Genomic DNA, 18,620 nt, shown 5'->3' with positions numbered 1-18,620 from the left:
TCAGTTGGTTTGATGTAGGTTTCCGCGTTCGGCAAACACTTCTGCAATGCGGGCAAGGGGGGTGCCCAGCCAAATGAGCAACTGGAGCAGGGCAAGCGCCTGGGAAGGTTTGAGCATGCCGGCGGAGATGGCTCCGGCTGCTTCCAGGTCCTTTCCGCCTCCGCCGCCGTACACGGCCATCACTGGACCGGCCTGGACCCGGGTGCTGACGATCACCGGGACCCCGGCGGCCACGGCCTGACCGACCACGGCAACGAAACTGCGATTGGCGTTACCGTTCCCGGTAGCCTGCAGGACGACTCCGCGGGATCCGGCCTCCAACGCCGCAGCCAGGAGCGAGCCGTCAGCACCCGGATGGCAGGCGATGACGTCGACCCGCGGTGCAGGGGATGCGGCAGGACCCGCCCAGGGAAGGGGAGCCAGGCGCCTGGTTGCTGTGCCCAGCTCAACCTCGCCGGCAGGGGACACCCGTCCAGCCGGACCGGCGTCCGGGTCACCGAATGCCTGCAGGTCTGACGTGTGAATCTTGCGGACTCCTGCGGCGCGGAAGATCCTGCCGTTGAAGACGATGAGTGCGCCCTGGTTCCGGGCGCCGGCCGACGCGGCGACGGCGACCGCCTGCTTCAGGTTTCCCGGCCCGTCCGGATCAGGGTGGTCGGCCGGACGCTGTGCTCCGGTGAACACGACGGGTCGCTCGTCATTGTGGAGGAGGTCTGCAAGGTAAGCGGATTCTTCCATCGTGTCCGTGCCGTGGGTCACCACCGCGCCTACCGCGTTCTCATCGGCCAGCGCCTCCCTGATGGAGGAACAGATCTCCAGCATGTCCGCAAAGCTGAGCGCATACGACCCGGTGCGCATCACATCCACGACCCTGACGGCCAGCTCAGGGTCCAGCCCTGCGCTGGCCAGCAGATCGCTGCCGCCGTCCGCGGCTAGGGTAGCGCCGGACTCCGGGGTGTTGCGGGACACGATGGTGCCGCCTGTCGCGAGGAGTACGACATGGGGAGTGGTGACGTTCGTGTCCACGAAAACTCCTGTTCGAGGTTGTTTGCCCAATCGTTTGGGTTCGCTTTACGAAAGGCTTGACCAAACGTTTGGGTGGGTTCAAGATGAGACCCTATGGTGTGACTTGGACCACGTCAAGAGGTGCGCCGGAAAATTTATCCGTACCGTAGGGTGCTACACGTGAATGGAAAGGACCGCGGGGTGAACCAGGGACAACGGAACCAACCGGCGGTTACGTTGAAGGACCTCGCCGACGAGCTGGGGCTTCATCTCTCGACCGTCTCCCGTGTCCTTCATTCCCGGGACGACGTAGCGCGCCGGGCCGCCTCCTCCGCAACCGCCCAAAAAGTCCGGGAACTGGCGCAGTTGCGCGGCTACTCGCCTGATCCGCAGGCCACCAGCCTGAGAACCAGAAGAACCAGGGCGATCGGCGTGATCGTGCCGAGGCTCTCCGACATCGTCCTCGCAACAATGTATGAGGGTGTCGAAGAGACCGCGGCGGCGAACAACTATTCGACGTTTGTCATGAACTCCCACGACGACCAGGACGAGCAGCGTCGCAAGGCCGGAATCATGCTCGCCAGGCGTGTCGACGGACTGATCCTCGGGGATGTTCATGCTGACAGTGACCTCGTCCACGAGCTCTCATCACGCGGAGTCCCATTTGTTCTCATGAATCGCCGTCATCCGCAGTACCCGTCATCCACGTGCGACGACGTTGTCGGCGGTGAATTGGTGGCCGATCACCTGTGGGCGCAGGGTCACCGCCGGGTCGCCGTGATCGCCGGTGAAACCTACGCCAGTACTGCGCTGGACCGAACGGGAGGCTTCCGCAAGCGCTGGGAAGCGCTCGGTGGAACCCTTCCCGACGAGTCGGTGGTATGGTCCCACTTCGACACCGAGGGCGGACGGGAGGCCGCCGAGCAGATCATGCTCGCGCCGGGCCCGGTTCCTACCGCCATCTTCGCGGTGAACGACTTCGCCGCCATCGGCGCGATGGGCGCGCTGCGTGCTGCCGGCCTCACCGTGGGAAAGGACATCGCCGTTGTTGGCTTCAACGACACGTCACTGGCTGCGCAGTTGCCCATCCCGCTCTCTTCGGTGCGCTCACCCATGATGGAGATCGGGCGGAGAGCGGTCGGCCTGTTGCTGAACGTGCTGGACCACCATTCGGCTGAGTCCCAACTCTTGGAGCCGCAGCTGATGGTCCGTGAAAGCAGTGACTTCGGCGTCGAAGGCAGCTGACGGGTCGGCGGACGCCGACAGTTACGGTTTCCCTCGCACCGCCGGCTCTCACCGGGCCCACTCCCAAATCCTCGCCCGGCGCTCGTTCATCTCCCGCCGGGCCTGCAGCGCCTCGTCCATCGAGACGGAGCGGAAAGCCGTCGTCGTGCCCGGTGCGCTTCTGGCAAGTAGATCCATGTCCGCGCTGATGACGGTAGCCACCATGGCGTAACCGCCGCCGGAGACGGCATCCCGGTGCAGGATGATCGGCTCCTTTCCGCCGGGAACCTGGATGGACCCGACGGCGTAACCGGCGTCGACAATGTTTGAGGGATCCGATCCCGCGCCGAACGGTTGCTGCCGCGGTTTCCAGGACAGCTCCGGTCCGGCGTAGCGCAGCCCCATGCGGTCGGCGACCGGGGTCAGGGTCCACTCGGCGCTGAGCAAAGTGGACAGACCGTCCTCCGTCAGCCGGTGGTCGTAGAGGCCGGGCAGCACACGGACGGTGACTTCCCTGTCGAAGGCCGGACGCTCCGCTTCATCAACGCGGGCGGGCGAGGGGACGTCGTCGTACGGTGTGTGTTGTGCACCGACGGGGACTGTGTCCCCGGCCTGCAGGGCCCGGCCGTTGAAGCCTCCCATGGCGCCCAGCGTGTACGTCGAGCGGCTGCCCAACACCGAGGGGACGTCGATGCCGCCCTGGACGGCGATGTAGTAGCGGGTGCCGCCACTCAGCATGCCGAAGGACAGTTGATCGCCTGCCCGAAGCTGCAGGCGCGCCCACTGCTCCTGCACCACATCGTTGATCTTCACTTCCACCGGCGCCCCGGTGACGGCGACAACGGCGTCTTCATCGCTGACCAGCTTCGGTCCGATGTAGGTGCATTCCAGCACCGCTTCCGTCCCCGTGTTGCCGACCAGGGAGTTGGCCATTTCCGCCGAGAGCTGGTCCATGGCTCCGCCCTGTGGGATGCCGACGTTGTAGTAGCCGGGACGGCCTCTGTCCTGGACGGTGGTCGCGAGGCCCGGTTCGAGGATGTTAAACGCCATTGAGCTGCTCCATGATGTCCTTGTTGTACTGGGCGGGGTTATCCAGAGCACGCTCAAGATCGAAGGTGACCGGTGCCTGGCGGTAACGGTAGGCACCGGCTTCCACCTGCGCCTGGATATCGAGGTATTCCGCTTCCTCGACGGGGCGGAACTTCACAATGTCTCCGGGGCGGAAAAAGATCATGAAGTCCCTGAAGTCCTCAAGACGCTGTGCCGGGTCGAAGATCGGGGCCGCCGCGATGCCGAACATCTGGTAGCCGCCTGCTCCGCGGACCGAGTAGATGCAGGCGAAGCATCCTCCATGCCCCACGGTGAGGGCGGGCGTATCGGTGCGGGGGCTGAGGTACTTGGGGACTTCCAGCTGCTCCTCCTGCGGAACGATCTGGAACATGAAAGGCAGACCCGCCACAAAGCCGACCATGGACACGAGCCATGCCGATTCATGGTGGCGGCGGATGAACTCCGCGGCGGACTCGAGGTTGTTCTCCTCGGCGGCGAAATCGAGGTCGTTGCCCTCGGGCCGCTGGTGGCCCTTGCGGAAGCGTGCACCGGTTTCATTGGTGTAGGGATCGTCATACCAGACCGGAACCTCAATGACCCGCGTTTCCAGCACGCGCGAAGAGGCATGTACCACCTGGTCTTCCAGGGCCCGGACGGCAGACTCCAGTTCTGACGGTGGTACGACGTCGGGGTCGAAGCGGATGAGGAGCGAGGCATTCGCGGGGCAGATGTCGGTGACGCCCGCGATGTCCTCCTCTCCGAGCAGGGTTGCCATCGCGTTGGCCTTGAAGTTGGCCGCAAGGCTCATGTCTTCGGCGATTTCGACGAACAGGAACTCATCGCCTCCCCAGGTGTAGCGGGCTGTCTGGGGGACAGCTGGGGCACTTGTCATGTGAGCGCTCCTAACAGTTCGGGCGTTGATTCGATGAACTTTGAATGGTGTTGGGCTGAAAGCACTTCCTCGCGTTCGAGCAGGGATTTCAGCAGCGGCAGCGTGGTTTTCACTCCCTCTATGTGCACTTCCCGCAGGGCGTGGGCTGAGCGTGCGATCACTTCCTCCCGGCTGCTGTCCCACACGATGAGCTTGGCAAGCAGGGAGTCATAGAAGGGGGCGACGACTGAGCCGGAGACCACCCCCGAGTCGACCCGGACGCCCGGTCCGCCGGGCCAGTCCAGACGCTGGAGCGTGCCGGGGCTGGGCATAAAGCCGTTGTCGGCATCTTCCGCGTTGATGCGGAATTCGAAGGCGTGGCCGCTGAACCGGATGTCTTCCTGCTGCAGGCGGAGCGACTTGTCCCTGGTCACCAGAATTTGCTCGCGGACCAGGTCCAGGCCGGTGATCATCTCCGTGACGGGGTGCTCAACCTGCAGGCGGGTATTCATCTCGATGAAGGCGGCTTCCTCGGCGTCCTGGTCGTAGAGGAATTCGATGGTTCCGAGACCTTCGTAGCCGCACTGCAGTCCGAGATCGATCGAGGATTGGAGGATCGTATTCCGGACGTGGTCCGGCAGGCCCGGAGCTGGTGCCTCCTCAACGATTTTTTGCTGCCTGCGCTGCAGAGAGCAGTCCCGGTCACCGATGTGGATCACGCGTTGTCCATCGCCAAGGATCTGCACTTCGACGTGCCGTGCCTTCGCGACGAATTGCTCAAGGTACACCGCCGGGTCACCGAATGCTGCCTGCGCCTCTGCGCGGGCGATGCTGATGGTCGATTCGAGGTCGCCTTCCTCCGTCACCAGCCGGATGCCGCGGCCGCCGCCACCGGCGGAGGCCTTCACCACGAGGGGGTAACCCACCTCGGCGGCGATGGCGAGCGCATCTGCGCCCTCCGTTACAGGGCCGTCACTGCCGCGCAAAGTCGGCACTCCTGCCTTTTTGGCGGCCTGCCGTGCCTGGGCCTTGTTGCCCATCAGCTCGATTGCGGAGGCGGGAGGTCCAATCCAGGTCAGTCCGCTGTCAGTCGCCGCCTTCGCGAAGGAGGCGTTCTCGGACAGGAATCCGTAGCCGGGGTGGACGGCGTCGCACCCGCTCTCCGTGGCGGCGCGCAGCACCGCCGCGACGTCAAGGTAGCTCTTGCTCGCGGGTGCGGGGCCGATGATGCGCACCTCGTCAGCAAGTTGCGCAGCGTACGATTCCGCATCCGCCTCGCTGGCCGCCAGAACGGTGCGGATGCCGAGTCCGCGGGCTGAGCGGATGATGCGGACTGCAATCTCCCCGCGGTTAGCTACCAGTATTTTCTGTATCATTCGGCGGTCACAGTCGCGATCACGGCGCCCGGGTTCACGGTGCCGGCATCCTCGACGAGGAACTTCTCAAGGACTCCGGAAACGTCGCTGCGGATCTCCGAGAACTGCTTCATGATTTCGACGACGCCGATGGTCTGGCCCGCTTCAATCCGCTCGCCCTCCTCCGCGTAGGGCTCCTTGTCGGGACCGGGCTTGCGGTAGAAGATTCCCGGCAGGGGAGAAATGATGTCAGACATGTTTGTCCTTTCTGGACGGTGCTGGAGTTGCGGAAATCAGTTGGTGCCGGACAGCTCGTCGCGGACTGCCTGAGCGACGGCGACCGAATTCGGAGCGTCGGAGTGGACGCAGATGCTCTGGAACTCGATATCAAGGAGCGTGCCGTCGGAAGCTTCGACCTTCCCATCGTCAAGAACCCGCCGCACCCGTTCTCCGGCAGCTGCAGGGTCGGTGGGCTCGGGGCGCCGCTGGATGAGCAGTTCACCGGCAGGGTCGTAGTTCAGGTCCACGTAGAGTTCGGCGACAAACGGGACGCCTGCGCGCTCGCACACCTTCTGGTGCTCGGTGCCGGCCAGACCATAGAAGGGAACGTCATACAGGGTGGCTACCCGTGCCGCCGCTTCCATCAGCGAAGCGTCCCGGGCCAGCATGCCGTAGAGCGAGCCATGGGGCTTGATGTGGTTCAATTCCACGTCCGCCTGCCGCAGGTAGGCACTCAACGCTCCGACCTGGTACAGCAGCAGGTTTTCAACCTCTTCGGGGGTTAGTTTCATTTCGCGGCGGCCGAAGCCGACGACGTCGGGCAGGCCTGGATGCGCCCCGACCCGGACGCCGTGGTCGCGGGCAGCCGCCACTGTTGCCGCCATGGTGTCCGGGTCTCCGGAGTGGAATCCGCAGGCGACGTTGGCGACATCGATGATGTCCATCAGCTCGGCGTCATTGCCGAAGGAGTGCAGGCCCAGGGATTCGCCCATGTCCGAGTTGAGAGTGAGGGTGGTGGCACGTGTGGTGCCGGTCACGGTTTCAGTCATGCGGTTCAGCCTAGGGCTGCAGCGCGGTGCAGGATAGTGGGCAACCGGCTGTCTCATTCGCCGTAGAATGTGCAGATGCCTACCTGCTGTGTTCCATGATCGTCGCAGACCTTCTCGCAGCTGACTCCCTGCAACTGCGTCTACACACGCCGTCGAGCGTGGAGCGGCTGGCCCAGGAGATCAGTTGGTGTGCCCCGACCGAGATCATGGATCCCACGCCGTTCCTCAGCCCGAACGTCCTGCTTTTGACCAACGGGATCGGGCTCAATGTGGAGGATGAGCGCACGTGGGCCGCTTATGTGGAGCGGCTTGTTGCTGCGCGTGTGTCGGCCATTGCGTTCGGAACGGGCACAGCGCACCGGCTGGTTCCGCGTGGGCTGGTGCGCGCGTCCACGGAACAGGAGATGCCGTTACTCGAGATACCGAGGGTGGTGCCGTTCCTGCAGGTGCACCGGCACGTCACCAACGTGCTGCAGAGCGAATACTTCGCGTCGACCACCCGTTCGTGGGAGCTCGCCGAAATGTGTGCGGGTCTGGCGGCATCCGGAGCAAGCCTCGGCGAGATCCTCGGCGCGCTCGCGGAAGAGACCGGGGCGGAATTGGCGATCTTCGACGTGAGCGGAGCCGTCATTGCCAGTTTCCCTGCGAGCGGAGTCTGGACGCACTCCGATCTGGAGGGGGTGGCTGCCGGGCGTCGCGAAGGAGTTGTTCCACTGCCCATGGGTGGAGGTGACTCGTTCCATCTGGTGGCCAGGGGCAGTTCGGCTGAGCACCCGGTGGCCACGCTCCTGGGCCCGGCGGCGTCGATCATTGCAGTGCAACTCCAGACCGCACTCAACTCGGCGTCCCAACGGGAGCAGGAACTGGAGCGGCTTCTGGATATGGTTCCGGACTGGAACGGTGTTGCCCTGGAAGAGTTCAGCCGTGGTTTTGCGGCCACCGGGCTTGATCCAGCGGGGGACACCTATGTGGTCACGGCGACGGCGGGACACGCGAACCTCTCCCACGCGTGGCGGCTACGGTTGATCCTCCATGAGCTGTTCGAGGACGTGAGGCTGGTGGTCAGAGCGGGAACTCTATACTCCTTTGCGCAGGTTCCAATACCAAGCGCTGACTCCTCCGGCGGCGTTCTGAAACCGCTGCTTCGCCGCCTCCGGCAGGAAATGCCGAGGCAGCCGCTGGTGGTGAAAGGGCCGTGCAACAGCGTGGACGAGTTTCGGTTGGGAGTCCACCAGGCCGGTGAGATGGTGACCGCCGTGTCGCAGCCCACGCTGGCTCCTGAACTCGCGATCGGCGCACTGGTGGCTTCCAGCGTGACGCGGGGTGCACGGACGAGCGCCCAGAAGCTGCTGGCGCCGGTCATTGCCTACGATCATGAGCACACGGGGCACATGATGCATACGCTTCGGACCTACCTGGCGCATGACGGTCAGCCCTCACGCGCTTGTGCGAACCTCTTCATTCACCGCAACACTTTGGCCCAGCGTCTGGCGAAACTTGAGCGGCTGCTCAATCTTCGGCTAAACACGCTGGAGGGTCAGGCTACGTGCCTGATGGCTCTGCGGATTCTCGAGACGTAGGCGGAGGATTACGTGCCGCCGAAAGCCGTCACCGGCTGTAGTGGTAGCGGCATTGCGCGATACGGATTTCACCTTCCGCAACTTTGTAGACCAGCCGGTGCTCGTCATTGATTCGCCGCGACCAGTAACCCTGGAAGCCGTGCTTCAGGGGCTCCGGCTTTCCGATTCTCTCGTTTCCATTCCGCTGCACGTCATGAATCAGGCTGTTGATGCGTTTGAGGATCTTACGATCCTCGGTCTGCCACCAGAGGTAGTCCTCCCAGGCGGCTTCATCCCAGAGCAGCTTCATTCGACAAGATCATGTTCGGTGCCCTCACCGCGTTCGAGGTTCTCGATAGCACCCAGAAGCCGCCGGGCGTTCTCAGGGCTGCGGAGCAGGTACGCAGTCTCCTTCAGCGACTGGTAATCGTCCAACGAAACAATCACCACGGGATCCTTGCCGGCACGGGTGATGACAATTTCTTCGCGGTCGTCCAGCACCGAGTCGAGCGTTGCCGCGTAGTTGGCCCGGGATTCCGAGTAGGTCATTGTCTTCATTGCGTCTCCTTACGTACGTATTATTGTACGTCCGCTACCTCCTTGCGGGCAACGGCCCAGGAGCCTACCCCCAGAACACCGCCACAATGATGTTGAGCAGCGTCAGCCCGCCAATCGCACCGAGGATGCCCGACGGCACCGCGTCCTTCCTCCGGTTGAGAAAGGCCAGTACGACGACGGCGATCATCACCAGGAGCTTCACTCCGATCTTGATGTTGTCGACTTCCGCCAGGTCACCGGCTTCAAGAACGCCGACCAGTCCCAGCCCGGTGATCAGCTGTAGCCAGCTGCCGTGCATGATGCCCGGGGTGACCACGGCCCCGCCGGTACGCATGCTGCGGATCTGGGCAATGACACCGCCGAGGATCGCGGCGAGACCGACGAAGTGCAGGACGAGGAGCAGGTTGCGCAGGAATTCCATGGCACCAGCTTAGGGGGAAGGAAGCTCCCACTTCACCGTTTGTGAGAGCGCTCGCTCCAGCCTGCGGCCGCCGATCTCAGCGAGCAGCGCGGGATCTCCGACGACAACGAGAAGGCTTCGCGCCCGCGATAGACCCACATAGAGATGTTCCTGAGCGCGGTCCATCTCTTTGAACCCGTCGACACACAGAATCACCACGGAGCGCTCGAGCCCTTTGAACCCAAGTACGTGTCCGTAGAATTCCCCCTCGTTTGCGTGAAATTCCCGCCAATATTCTTCGAGGGTGCCGCTGTCGAAGTGGTCTTGATGGATGGAATGGCGGTGGCGGGTGGTCAGGAGCGCTATCTGGTTGTTCGCCCAACCTTCCGCAATGAGGGCGTCCACGCAGTCTTCGGCAACCCCGAGTGCATCCTCGGTTGAACACTCGACCCGCCGCACCGGCAGCCCGGTGCCCGCGCGCGGCGTGAAGTGCTCTCCCGCGAACCCTTTGAAGGTTTCCGCGATGCGGCGGGTATTCCGCAGGTTGTCATCGACGTGGATGGGGGTCAGTTCTGCAGCTGGTCCGTGCACCCCATCATGTGAACCGCCCCAGCGTCGATAGACGTCCTGGCGGTCGTCCATGAAGGCATACACCTCTGACCGGTCCGGCTCTTTGGTGCATGCAAGGAGAGCCTCCCACCAGAGCGGAGCGAAGTCCTGTGCTTCGTCGATGACAATGGCGTCGAACTTCTGGTCGGGTGAAAGCAGGGCGGCGCGTTTCTTGAGCATGCGCGGCATATCCTCATCGAAATAAGCCTGGCCGCTGCCGTCCGGTATGCCCAGCGAACGGACGTACTCGTGGAATTCGCCGGTAAACGCCGGCTTTGCTGAACGCCAGCTCTCCACCTCATTCTGCAGGTACCGGCCGAGCCCTTTGTTGTAGCAGAAAACGCCGACCCGCTTGCGCTGGCTGCACAGTGCCTGCGCCTTGGCGAGTGCGAGCCAGGTTTTCCCGCTTCCGGCACCTCCGGTGAACCGGATGCGCGGAAGATCGCGGGTTGCCTGCAGCAGCGTCGACTGCCGTTCGGTCAGGAGGTTCTGGAAGTCTTCTCCTTCTCCTTCGGGAGTGCCCGCCGGCTCGAGCGTGCCCTCCAGACGGCGGGCAATGCGCTCCAGATAAGTGCTAGCCAGGGAAACAGCTCCAGCACCCTCCACCTCGATGGCATGGCGGATCTTCTCGGCGGGCGATAGCAGGTCCTGTTGATCGAGGATCAGTTCGCGAGGACAGCCGGCCATGCTCCAGGCCTCTGCCACAGCCGTGTACGGGAAACACGCCATGTAGACAAGCCGGCTGGTCAGCGGACTTCCGAGCTCGTCCGAGATCCATTTTCTGAACGCATGAGCGGAGCTCTGGGACTGGGCGATCGGACTTTGGATGTTGTGTTTGCCATTCTTTCCGCCTGACTGCCACCACTGGCCACGCTCCACGCCGACAAGCCCGCCCTTGATTTCAATAGCGGCCAATCCGACCCCGGGCCACAACACGAGGATGTCGATCTCATGTTCGGCGCGCCCGTGGCGCACCTGCACGGAATGCGCCAGCACGACGTCGTCAGGCAGGCTCGCACGAAGCTTCAGCCACACTGCCCGCTCGGCAGCCTGTCCGTCACTGAACGCCGGCTGTTCCGGTATGCAGCGCATCGTTTCTCGCCTCCCGCCGCTCATGTCGCGGGGTCGGGGTAGCGGTCGGGCTCATGACGCTGCTCCCCGGCGGCGCGCTTCGGCTCCCGATTCCCGGCAGAAGATCAGCACGAGCTCGCCGACGGTCTGCCCGGTGATCCGCTGGATCATCGCGGCATAGGTTTCAAGCTGGCGCCAGTAGGCCGCGATGGTTTCCTCCTGCGGCTGTTTGTCCGTCTTGAAGTCGGCGATGACCAGGGTGCCGTCATCCTCGCGGTACATCAGGTCGATGACGCCCTCGACGGTCACCCCGCCGGACGGCGCTACGACGGGGAGCTCAAGCCACCGTTCCCGCTGCGCCGCGCGCCGGACCGGTTCACTGGCAAGTGCAGCGCGGGCGTTGGCGGCCAGTGCCACCGGAGCGACCCCCAGTGAGAGCCGGGCAACACTGTCTGCAATCGCCTCCACGTCAGCGGATTCCTGCAGGTCGCTGAGCTCCAGGACACGGTGCATCGCTGTGCCGTACACAGCGCCGTGTTCGGCATCCGGAGCGGCGGGCGCGGGCAGAGTCTCGTCATCGAGTGGGATGAACCGGAGGAGCGGCTCAGCCGGTGGGCCGGTGACAGGCCCGCCCTTACCCTTCGCTATCGCGGTGACCGACGTAGTGGAGACGACTGCCGATTGTTCCTGCCAGCGCTCGCTTTCCTGCTGCCACTCCGCCCACGATCCGACAGGTTCCACGGAGTTGTAGGGCTTCTCATGGGCACCTGGCTCCGCAGGCAGCTCAAGAGACGGCACGGAGGGGCAATCGGCGTTCTTGAGGTGTTGTCCGAGGCTGTCCTTTGCACTGGGATGGACGTAGTGGGAGACCACCAGATGGCTCTCCGCGCGCGTACAGGCCACGTACAGCAGACGGCACCGTTCTGCCTCGTCGAACCGTTTCTCAACCATTTGGGCGTCTGCATAGCCGCCGGATCTGATCGCTTTGACGAGAGAAACGTGCAGCTGGCCGTCAGCGTCCCACAGTGCGGCGTCGTTAGCCGGGCGTGGGCTGGAACCGGTTCCGGCGAGGATGACCATCGGGAACTCCAGGCCCTTGGAGGCATGGATTGTCATGATGCGGACAGCGTCCACGTCGGTTTCCGGCACTACGGATTCACGTACCCGGGTGTTCTCTTCCTGCTGCGTTCCTGCCCACACCAGGTAATCCCGAAGGCTGCCATGGGTTGCTTCGGTCCAGGCCCGCGCCTGGTCGATGACGAAACGGAGCCGGCGCCACACATCCCGGTATCGGGGGGATGCGATGGCGGTCTCCATCATCCGGCGTTCCGTGACAATGCGGTCCATGAGCTCTGCGGGGGTGAGGATGCTAATTTCCCGGCACAACTGCTTCAGGTACTGCATTCCGTGAGCGACCGTTGATTCGGCAAGATCTTCCGGAGCCGGCGCCAGGAGGTTCCAGTGGCCTCCGGCCCGCTTCCATTCGAACAATTCGTCGTCACCGCAACCGAACGGAGCGGAGCGCAGGCAGAGGACCAGCGCGGCTTCGTCGGCAGTGTTGGCGATGGCTTTCAGTGCCAGCAGCAGGTCGTTTACTTCCTGCGTTGAATACACCAGGGAGGAAGCTTCCGCGCGGTACTCAATACCGGCGTCGTCGAGCGCGTCTTCCAGCGCGGCGAGCGCGGTTCGGGTGGGCAAAAGGATGCAAATGTCTTTCAATCGGATCCGACTCGGCGCAAAGTTCTCGCTCGGCTTGTCTGACCGCTTGGATTGCTTCTGCCAGGCGGTCTGTCCCGACTGTCCGGTGGCCAACAGGATTGCCTTTGCCACATCTGCGGCTTCCTGCTGTCGCATCTGCTCCGCGGTCACCTTTCCGGATTCTCCTGCGACTGCGCCGTTGCGTCCAAGAATCGACACCGGATGACCGGCGGCGCTGTCCCATTCAGGCCGCAGTGGATCTGGAGTGAGGGCCTGGTAGGGCGGCTGGATGTGGCCGTCTTCCTGGATGAGGGTGCTGAAGGTCGAGTTGATCCATTCGAGGAGCCGGCCCGTCGAGCGGAAGTTGGTCCGGAGCGTGGCGACGCGTGAGTGTTCCGAATGTGTGAAGCGGTGCTGGGTGTCGAGGTAGGTGGCGATGTCGGCCCTGCGGAAGCGGTAGATCGACTGCTTGGGATCCCCCACCGTGAACAGCCGTCCGGGCGGCACCTCCAGCTGTTTCCACCCGTCGTTCCCGCAGACCTCCCTGGCTGCGATTCGGGTGGCGATCTCAGCCTGAACGGGGTCGGTGTCCTGGAACTCGTCGAGCATGATGCAGCGGTAGCGCTCATGCAGCGCGCGGTGCACGTCGACGGTGCGCTGGTCGGTGCCGACCAGCAGGTCCCGCGCATGGATGAGGAGATCGTTGTACTCAAGCTCACCGGTGCGTTGACGTTCCCTGGCCGCCTCCACGATCAACCCGGCCATGGCAGCGGTGACGGTATCCACCGCCGGTGCCACGAAACTGTTGCGCAGGGCGAGGGCCTGTTCAGCGAGATCCTTGCAGGACTCACGGACGCCGGCGAGGGGGACTCCCCAGTTGCCTGCAGCCCCGTAGCTGAAGCCCTTTTGCGGAACGGAATCCAGGATGTCCAGCACTGCCGCCAACTCAGCGGTGCTGACGTTCTCGAGCTGACCGTGCCAGGACTTGATGCTTTCAAAAGCAGCAACGAGTTTGTCCTTCGGGTCTTTGCAGTGTGTGGCCTGCTCCAGGACTTCCGCTGTCTGGCGCAATAGCGGACCGAGGTCCACCGCGGGGATCGGGCGCGGCTGCGGCGGGTGGATCTCCAGGCGGTCCCAGTTGGCGTCCAGAGCTGCTGCGACACTCTCCAGTTGGTCCAGCTTCGCGCCGACGGCGAGCAGGATGCGCAACGCAGCGTCGAGGCCAGGGTCGCTGAACAGTTTCTGCCGGATGGTTTCCCAGCGCCGGGTGAACGCGATCTGGGAACGGAGCTCATCAACGACCGTGATGAGGGGCGGAACGCCGGCCTCGATCGGATGTTCGCTGATCACCCGTGCCGCGAAGGAATGGATGGTCCCGATGGGCGCGGTGTCCAGCTGGTCCAGGGCACGGACGCGCAGGTCTGTCTTGTCTGCTGCGAGTTTCCGGCGCACCCGATCTCGCAGTTCACCGGCGGCCTTCTCCGTGAAGGTGATGGCGGCGATGGATTTCAGCTCGGTGCCGTCGTCGACCATTGCACAGATTCGCTCGACCAGCTCGTGAGTTTTACCGCTGCCTGCTCCGGCCTCCACAAAGACATTCGCGTCCAGTTTTTCCTCAATGAGCAGACGGTCCGCCTGATCGGAGAGTTCGAGGACATCGGCGCTCATTTTTCACCCTTCAAGAGTTGTGCGTAACGGACAAGCTCTGGGGCGTTCTGCAGCTCGACCCAGTGCTGATCCATACCCAGTTGGCCGGCCAGCGAGGTGAAGGTCACCGCCGTACGGTCGCGGGTGATGTGCTGTTCGGGTTCGGGCTTGGAGGGGAAGACTCCATCCCGAATCGCTGAGATGATGAGCCCGGCGTCTTTCCTCAGCTGGTCGACGACCTCCTCGGTGACCGAGTAGCCGATCTCCTCGAAATTGCCTGCCCGGGAGGTGAACCAGTAGCTTGCCTTCACATCCGCGGATGTGTGTTCCGCCAATGACCGCGCGAACAGGCCGTAGACGGGCAGCTGGAACTTGGTTCCGTAGGCTGTGGGGTGCTTCCTCAGATCCTTGTACTTGTCCAGCTTGCCGGTCTTGTAATCGACGACGCGGATCCGGCCGTCCCGATGCAGGTCGATGCGGTCCACCTTGCCCCGGAAGCGGAAGACGGTGCCGTCTTCGAGCTCAAGTTCAACCGGAAGCGTGACTTCATCCATGCCGAACGGCGCTTCAGCATCCCGGTAGTCCCAACCGTCAAGTGCCGTCTCGCCGTCTTTCTCGAACAGTCGCCGGAAGTCCTGGCGCAGCCGTGCCTGGTTCTGTTCCCAGACGTGCGGCAGCCATGCCGGGTTGGCGAACTCAGCGAACGCTGCCTCAGCCAATTCCATCAGCCGGTCGAGAGAGCGCCCACGCTGCTGCACGGTAATCTCCCGGACGTAGTCCTCCATGACCTTGTGCACGAGATTGCCCCGCTGCATGGCGTTGATCTGTACTTCGAGTTCGACGTCCTCGAAGATGCTCACTTTCAGCACATGCTTGAGGTAGAAGCTGAAGGGGCTGTGAACCCAATCTTCCAACCGGGTGGGTGAAAGGGCTTTCGACTCCTCAATAATCTCCCCGGCGTAGGCGCTGAGATTCCCGGTGTATCGGGAGAACACCCCGGTGCGCCGGTCACGGGTGGCCGTGACAGCGCGATGCAGGACGTCATCCTCACCAAGCGCACGGATGCCGTGCCCGGGGGTGAGGAGGTGGCGTAGCCGCCACTCCTGGCCCGTGGCTGCGACAGCGGAGCTGCCTGCACTGGCGATGGTGGGAGAGCCGTGTTCGATGCCGTAGGCAAACGACTTCATGCTTGTCGGTTCAGGAGGAAGCCAACGAGAGGGCAACTTGTCGCCTGAGCCGCGCAGGTCCCCCCGCGGTGTGAGGATCACCCGCAACCTGCCCGCGGCGAGTGCGGAGAGGAACTGGTCTTTGGCAACCCTGGCACGCTGGTCAACCGTCAGCAGGTCACCGCCGATGGCCTCACTGACCGAGTCCGGGAGCAGCGGATTCTCACGGATGCGTGCCGGTGCCAGTCCTTCGGCGGCACCGATGAGGAAGACGGCGTCGAGATCACGCGCGACCGCGTCCGCATATCCGCCGATGACCACGCCGGTGCCGCTTTTTCCGGTCCAGCCTCCTTTGGCGGTGATGTTGTCTTCCAGGGTGCTTCGGATGAATGCGGGACGGGGTGCCGGTCCGATGCCGTCAAGGTTTCCGAGAGAGTGGATGATGTCGAGGAGTGCGGCCCGGGCTGCCGCTTTGGCCGGTAGTTCGTTCGTGCTGCGCGGTCCCATGAAGTCGCTCAGCAGAGCGCCGAGCGCGAGTCTTGCAGTACGCCAGGAGGCAGCCTCAGAGACGCGACGGACGCCGGCCCCCAAAGCATCCACAAATGTGCGGAACAGTGCGAGTTGCTCGAGCTTCGCGGCGAGGCGCTCGTCCGGCTCGTCGTCGTCATCTTCTTCCGAGGGAGGGTTGGTGTGGAGGCGCTCGCACACGGTGCTGCTCGGCAAATCGTGGCCGTGCCAGACCAGTGTTCCTTCGGCGAGCACGTTCAGTATGGTGCGGACGTCCGGCTCGTCCGGGTCAAGCGTGAGCAGTTGAAGGAGCCCGCGTGCAAGCGGAGCGTCGGCCAGCCGCTGGGCTGCAGGACCCACGAAGGTGATGCCCGCCTGATCCAGCCGTTGCGTAAGGAGCGCACGGTAGGGGTGGGCGGTGGAGTGGAAAACGCCGATGCGGTGGCCGGGGACGCCTGCGCGGAGGCGCTCGATGACGAGGCGTACCACCGTGCGCACCTCGTCGTCGGCGTCGGACGCGCTGAGCAGAGAGGTATTTTCATTGAACGTGCCGGTGGCCTGGATGTGGTGCAGCCCAGCCTCTTCGACCTGCCGCCGGAAAGCCGCTACCGCGGGCTGCAGCTGTGCTCCGAGCATGAAACCGATGAGGGTGCCCAGCCGCCGGGCGGTACCCGGGTCGCGGAGACGGCGGCCCGCGCACTCGAACATGTAGTGGTCGGTGAACCAACGATCTTCGAGGCCGGCCATTGCTGTGCGGTGGATGCGGAGCACTTCACGCACGAGGCCAGGCATATCGGCGTCGTGATGCGTTGCAATGGAGTCCAGCAGCGGCGCCGTGCGTGTGATGGCTCGCGCTGTTGCGGGCTGGTCAGCGACCTGTTCAAAGTCTCCGGGGGCTTCAGAGAGCGCGCGGCTAATCGCGGCTTGGCGAATGGACGGAGTCAGGGGCGACCGTTCGATGAGCGAGGGATCCGCGGCGACCAGCTCAGTGGCGAGGTCTTTGAGGGTGAAGGCACGGACGCCGACGCTGCCAGCCCCTGAATTCAGTGTCCGTCCGAGGTAGCGGGTGACGTCCAACCCCGCAGCGTGGGAGGGCACGATGATGGTGATGGGCGCAAGTGGATCTGCAGCTTTTGCCTCTGCAATCCGCGTTTCGAGGAGACCGAGAGCTTCGCTTACGGATCCGGTGGTTTGAATGGTCATGGTGCCCCCTGGATTTCTGTGATTCTCAACATAACAGGGGGCACTGACAGTAATGATTTTCCGCTGGGTTTACCCCTACAGTTGCTGCTGAACCAGTTCCTCCACGCGCCAGTACGAGTTCCTTCGCGGGGTGCGGTTTGGGTCCAGGTACTTGGGTGGTCTGAACCACGGAACCCCGTGAATGGATTCCACAGTCCACTCCCCGTCGTGGAGGACGTGGTGATGCCGTGAACACACCAGGACGCCCTCCCTGAGGGACGTTGTCCCCCCGGCTGCCCACGGGATGATGTGGTGGGCTTCGCACCAGGTTGCCGGGACGGTGCAGTCCGGAAACGCGCAGCCCTTGTCACGTGCAACGAGTGCCCGCCGCAGATAGGCCGGAAAAAGGCGTTTGGCACGCCCAAGGTCAAGAATCTGGCCTTCGCCGCCGAGGATCACCGGGATGATGTCTGCATCGCAGGCCAGTTTTCGGATGCTGCGGTTGCTCAACTGGTGGGCAAAGACGGCGTGACCGGCGTTGCTGAGGTCAGCCTGGAGATCGCGGTAGTTGATGGTCACCATGACCTGCGGCCGGTGTCCGCCCGAGGCAGGGAGGCCATCACCGGCCAGAGCAATACGGCAGGCCGAAACCAGGCCGATCAGCAGGTTCTGTGCCCGGGTCGGTTGGGGTTCCAGGGTGTCCGCCCCGACGCCCTTCTCAGCCTCAGCCACAACCCGCGGATTGGCTGCCGTGTTCATCACGGTGGAGAGGTGTTCAAACTGTTCATCCGTGGCGCCGATCTCCAGAAAGTGCAGGCCGTTGCGCCGTCCGTGCAGGAATACCCCCTGCCGTGCCTCGAGCACTTTGTCGGTGGGTTCCTGACCGTCTTGATCGAGCGTGTTCTCCCAGCGGCGGGCGAGTACCCGCAATGTGTCTTCATCCGATTCGACAGCCTGCGTGGTGAGATGCCGTTCCATTGCATCCAGCTGGTTGTGATCGGCGACGGGCCGCACACGCTCAACCGCGTCACAAATGACGGTGGACGCCCGCATGCTCAGGGACCCTGCACGGAACGCGGCCGCGAGTACAGCCAGCTTCGGTTCAGCGAGCACACCGGGTCCCGAACCTGGAGGCATGATGTTCGCAGCGAGGCGCAAACGGCGGTTCGCCTCGCTCCGGCTGATCCCAAGCTTTGCGCGCAAGTACTCTGCGGTGTTCCGGTGGACCGACAGAGGTTGCACGGTGCGCTCCGGTGCCGAGGCCTCTACATTCCAGTCCTGTGAAGGCGTGGATTGCTGGTAATCGCGCTCGCCGAGAGCAGCGATGTCATGGCCGACGACTGCGGAAACGGCAAGTACCTGCAAATGATCGATGAGCTTCGCAAGGTGCTCGATGTCCACCAGCGTTGCCGCGGTTTTCCCGCGTGTGCTGAGGAGAAAGCCGTCAGCGAACTCTTCGCTGAACGCTTGAAGGTCCGTCCGCAATGATTGCAGCTGCGAGGGTTCCTGCAGCTGGTGCTCGTGGAGTGCGGTGGCCATGGATAAAAGTTATCGAACAAAGGTTCGAAGCGCGACGGTTAATCGCCAATGTGGAGGAGGAGTGGCGCACTGGTTTTCCACAGTGGCGCACTGCTTCCACGGTGGCGCGGGGCTGTTGACGGCTGCGCGC

The 18,620-nt window shown here is 63.7% G+C and carries 15 protein-coding genes; 2 read left to right on the top strand and 13 right to left on the bottom strand.

Translation table 11 applies throughout. The features are described from left to right. A complete protein-coding gene (locus BLS52_RS07420; protein ID WP_090585582.1) occupies nt 1-1,026 on the bottom strand; it encodes an asparaginase in 1,026 nt (341 codons plus the stop codon). Between the two features lie 180 nt (nt 1,027-1,206). Between BLS52_RS07420 and BLS52_RS07415 the strand changes: the two genes are divergently transcribed. Beyond that, nucleotides 1,207-2,250: a LacI family DNA-binding transcriptional regulator gene (locus BLS52_RS07415; protein WP_090585580.1), complete on the top strand. Its 1,044-nt coding sequence runs from the start codon at nt 1,207-1,209 to the stop codon at nt 2,248-2,250. A gap of 48 nt (nt 2,251-2,298) precedes the next feature. Here the strand turns inward: BLS52_RS07415 and BLS52_RS07410 are convergent, their stop codons facing one another. The 5 genes from BLS52_RS07410 to BLS52_RS07390 are packed head-to-tail and all read right to left on the bottom strand — an operon-like array spanning nt 2,299 to nt 6,554. Then, complete coding sequence (locus BLS52_RS07410) at nt 2,299-3,279, bottom strand: 5-oxoprolinase subunit C family protein (RefSeq protein ID WP_090585578.1); 981 nt, start codon at nt 3,277-3,279, stop codon at nt 2,299-2,301. After that, nucleotides 3,269-4,171: a 5-oxoprolinase subunit B family protein gene (locus BLS52_RS07405; protein ID WP_090585576.1), complete on the bottom strand. Its 903-nt coding sequence runs from the start codon at nt 4,169-4,171 to the stop codon at nt 3,269-3,271. The genes BLS52_RS07410 and BLS52_RS07405 overlap by 11 nt, the downstream gene beginning before the upstream one ends. Beyond that, nucleotides 4,168-5,526 (bottom strand): acetyl-CoA carboxylase biotin carboxylase subunit, encoded by a 1,359-nt coding sequence (locus BLS52_RS07400; protein WP_342707433.1) that lies wholly within the window; start codon nt 5,524-5,526, stop codon nt 4,168-4,170. The genes BLS52_RS07405 and BLS52_RS07400 overlap by 4 nt, the downstream gene beginning before the upstream one ends. After that, a complete protein-coding gene (locus BLS52_RS07395; protein WP_090585575.1) occupies nt 5,523-5,762 on the bottom strand; it encodes an acetyl-CoA carboxylase in 240 nt (79 codons plus the stop codon). Before BLS52_RS07395 ends, BLS52_RS07400 begins: the two co-directional genes overlap by 4 nt. A 36-nt stretch (nt 5,763-5,798) precedes the next feature. Then, nucleotides 5,799-6,554: a 5-oxoprolinase subunit PxpA gene (locus BLS52_RS07390; RefSeq protein ID WP_090585573.1), complete on the bottom strand. Its 756-nt coding sequence runs from the start codon at nt 6,552-6,554 to the stop codon at nt 5,799-5,801. 95 nt (nt 6,555-6,649) lie between these two features. On the opposite strand from BLS52_RS07390, the gene BLS52_RS07385 reads away from it, so the two are divergent. Continuing rightward, nucleotides 6,650-8,134 (top strand): PucR family transcriptional regulator, encoded by a 1,485-nt coding sequence (locus tag BLS52_RS07385; RefSeq protein WP_090585572.1) that lies wholly within the window; start codon nt 6,650-6,652, stop codon nt 8,132-8,134. Between the two features lie 28 nt (nt 8,135-8,162). Here the strand turns inward: BLS52_RS07385 and BLS52_RS07380 are convergent, their stop codons facing one another. The 7 genes from BLS52_RS07380 to BLS52_RS07350 form a co-directional block, all read right to left on the bottom strand. Further along, complete coding sequence (locus BLS52_RS07380) at nt 8,163-8,423, bottom strand: Txe/YoeB family addiction module toxin (protein ID WP_090585570.1); 261 nt, start codon at nt 8,421-8,423, stop codon at nt 8,163-8,165. Continuing rightward, on the bottom strand, nt 8,420-8,671 hold the full coding sequence (locus tag BLS52_RS07375) for a type II toxin-antitoxin system Phd/YefM family antitoxin (RefSeq protein ID WP_090585569.1): 252 nt from the start codon (nt 8,669-8,671) through the stop codon (nt 8,420-8,422). Before BLS52_RS07375 ends, BLS52_RS07380 begins: the two co-directional genes overlap by 4 nt. A gap of 64 nt (nt 8,672-8,735) precedes the next feature. Beyond that, nucleotides 8,736-9,092, bottom strand: coding sequence for a hypothetical protein (locus BLS52_RS07370; RefSeq protein ID WP_090585567.1), 357 nt, complete (start codon nt 9,090-9,092; stop codon nt 8,736-8,738). A 9-nt stretch (nt 9,093-9,101) separates the two neighbouring features. Then, the gene (locus BLS52_RS07365; protein ID WP_090585565.1) at nt 9,102-10,772 is read right to left on the bottom strand and encodes an NERD domain-containing protein; all 1,671 of its coding nucleotides are present in this window, start codon (nt 10,770-10,772) and stop codon (nt 9,102-9,104) included. Nucleotides 10,773-10,823: 51 nt separating this feature from the next. Next, on the bottom strand, nt 10,824-14,117 hold the full coding sequence (locus BLS52_RS07360) for a UvrD-helicase domain-containing protein (protein WP_090585564.1): 3,294 nt from the start codon (nt 14,115-14,117) through the stop codon (nt 10,824-10,826). After that, nucleotides 14,114-16,972, bottom strand: coding sequence for a PD-(D/E)XK nuclease family protein (locus BLS52_RS07355; RefSeq protein ID WP_090585563.1), 2,859 nt, complete (start codon nt 16,970-16,972; stop codon nt 14,114-14,116). Before BLS52_RS07355 ends, BLS52_RS07360 begins: the two co-directional genes overlap by 4 nt. Nucleotides 16,973-17,047: 75 nt before the next feature. Next, complete coding sequence (locus BLS52_RS07350) at nt 17,048-18,490, bottom strand: HNH endonuclease signature motif containing protein (protein ID WP_090585561.1); 1,443 nt, start codon at nt 18,488-18,490, stop codon at nt 17,048-17,050. Nucleotides 18,491-18,620 lie beyond the last annotated feature (130 nt).

It is taken from the genome of Arthrobacter subterraneus (genome assembly GCF_900099735.1).
Classification (GTDB): domain Bacteria; phylum Actinomycetota; class Actinomycetes; order Actinomycetales; family Micrococcaceae; genus Arthrobacter_D; species Arthrobacter_D subterraneus.
Note: the sequence above shows the minus strand (reverse complement) of the source record. Positions and strands in the feature narration are given on the sequence as shown.

Coding starts and splice junctions, on each gene's coding strand:
- BLS52_RS07410 (WP_090585578.1), bottom strand. CDS start 3,279: ATGGCGTTTAACATCCTCGAACCGGGCCTCGCGACCACCGTCCAGGAC.
- BLS52_RS07405 (WP_090585576.1), bottom strand. CDS start 4,171: ATGACAAGTGCCCCAGCTGTCCCCCAGACAGCCCGCTACACCTGGGGA.
- BLS52_RS07400 (WP_342707433.1), bottom strand. CDS start 5,526: ATGATACAGAAAATACTGGTAGCTAACCGCGGGGAGATTGCAGTCCGC.
- BLS52_RS07395 (WP_090585575.1), bottom strand. CDS start 5,762: ATGTCTGACATCATTTCTCCCCTGCCGGGAATCTTCTACCGCAAGCCC.
- BLS52_RS07390 (WP_090585573.1), bottom strand. CDS start 6,554: ATGACTGAAACCGTGACCGGCACCACACGTGCCACCACCCTCACTCTC.
- BLS52_RS07385 (WP_090585572.1), top strand. CDS start 6,650: ATGATCGTCGCAGACCTTCTCGCAGCTGACTCCCTGCAACTGCGTCTA.
- BLS52_RS07380 (WP_090585570.1), bottom strand. CDS start 8,423: ATGAAGCTGCTCTGGGATGAAGCCGCCTGGGAGGACTACCTCTGGTGG.
- BLS52_RS07375 (WP_090585569.1), bottom strand. CDS start 8,671: ATGAAGACAATGACCTACTCGGAATCCCGGGCCAACTACGCGGCAACG.
- BLS52_RS07370 (WP_090585567.1), bottom strand. CDS start 9,092: ATGGAATTCCTGCGCAACCTGCTCCTCGTCCTGCACTTCGTCGGTCTC.
- BLS52_RS07365 (WP_090585565.1), bottom strand. CDS start 10,772: ATGCGCTGCATACCGGAACAGCCGGCGTTCAGTGACGGACAGGCTGCC.
- BLS52_RS07360 (WP_090585564.1), bottom strand. CDS start 14,117: ATGAGCGCCGATGTCCTCGAACTCTCCGATCAGGCGGACCGTCTGCTC.
- BLS52_RS07355 (WP_090585563.1), bottom strand. CDS start 16,972: ATGACCATTCAAACCACCGGATCCGTAAGCGAAGCTCTCGGTCTCCTC.
- BLS52_RS07350 (WP_090585561.1), bottom strand. CDS start 18,490: ATGGCCACCGCACTCCACGAGCACCAGCTGCAGGAACCCTCGCAGCTG.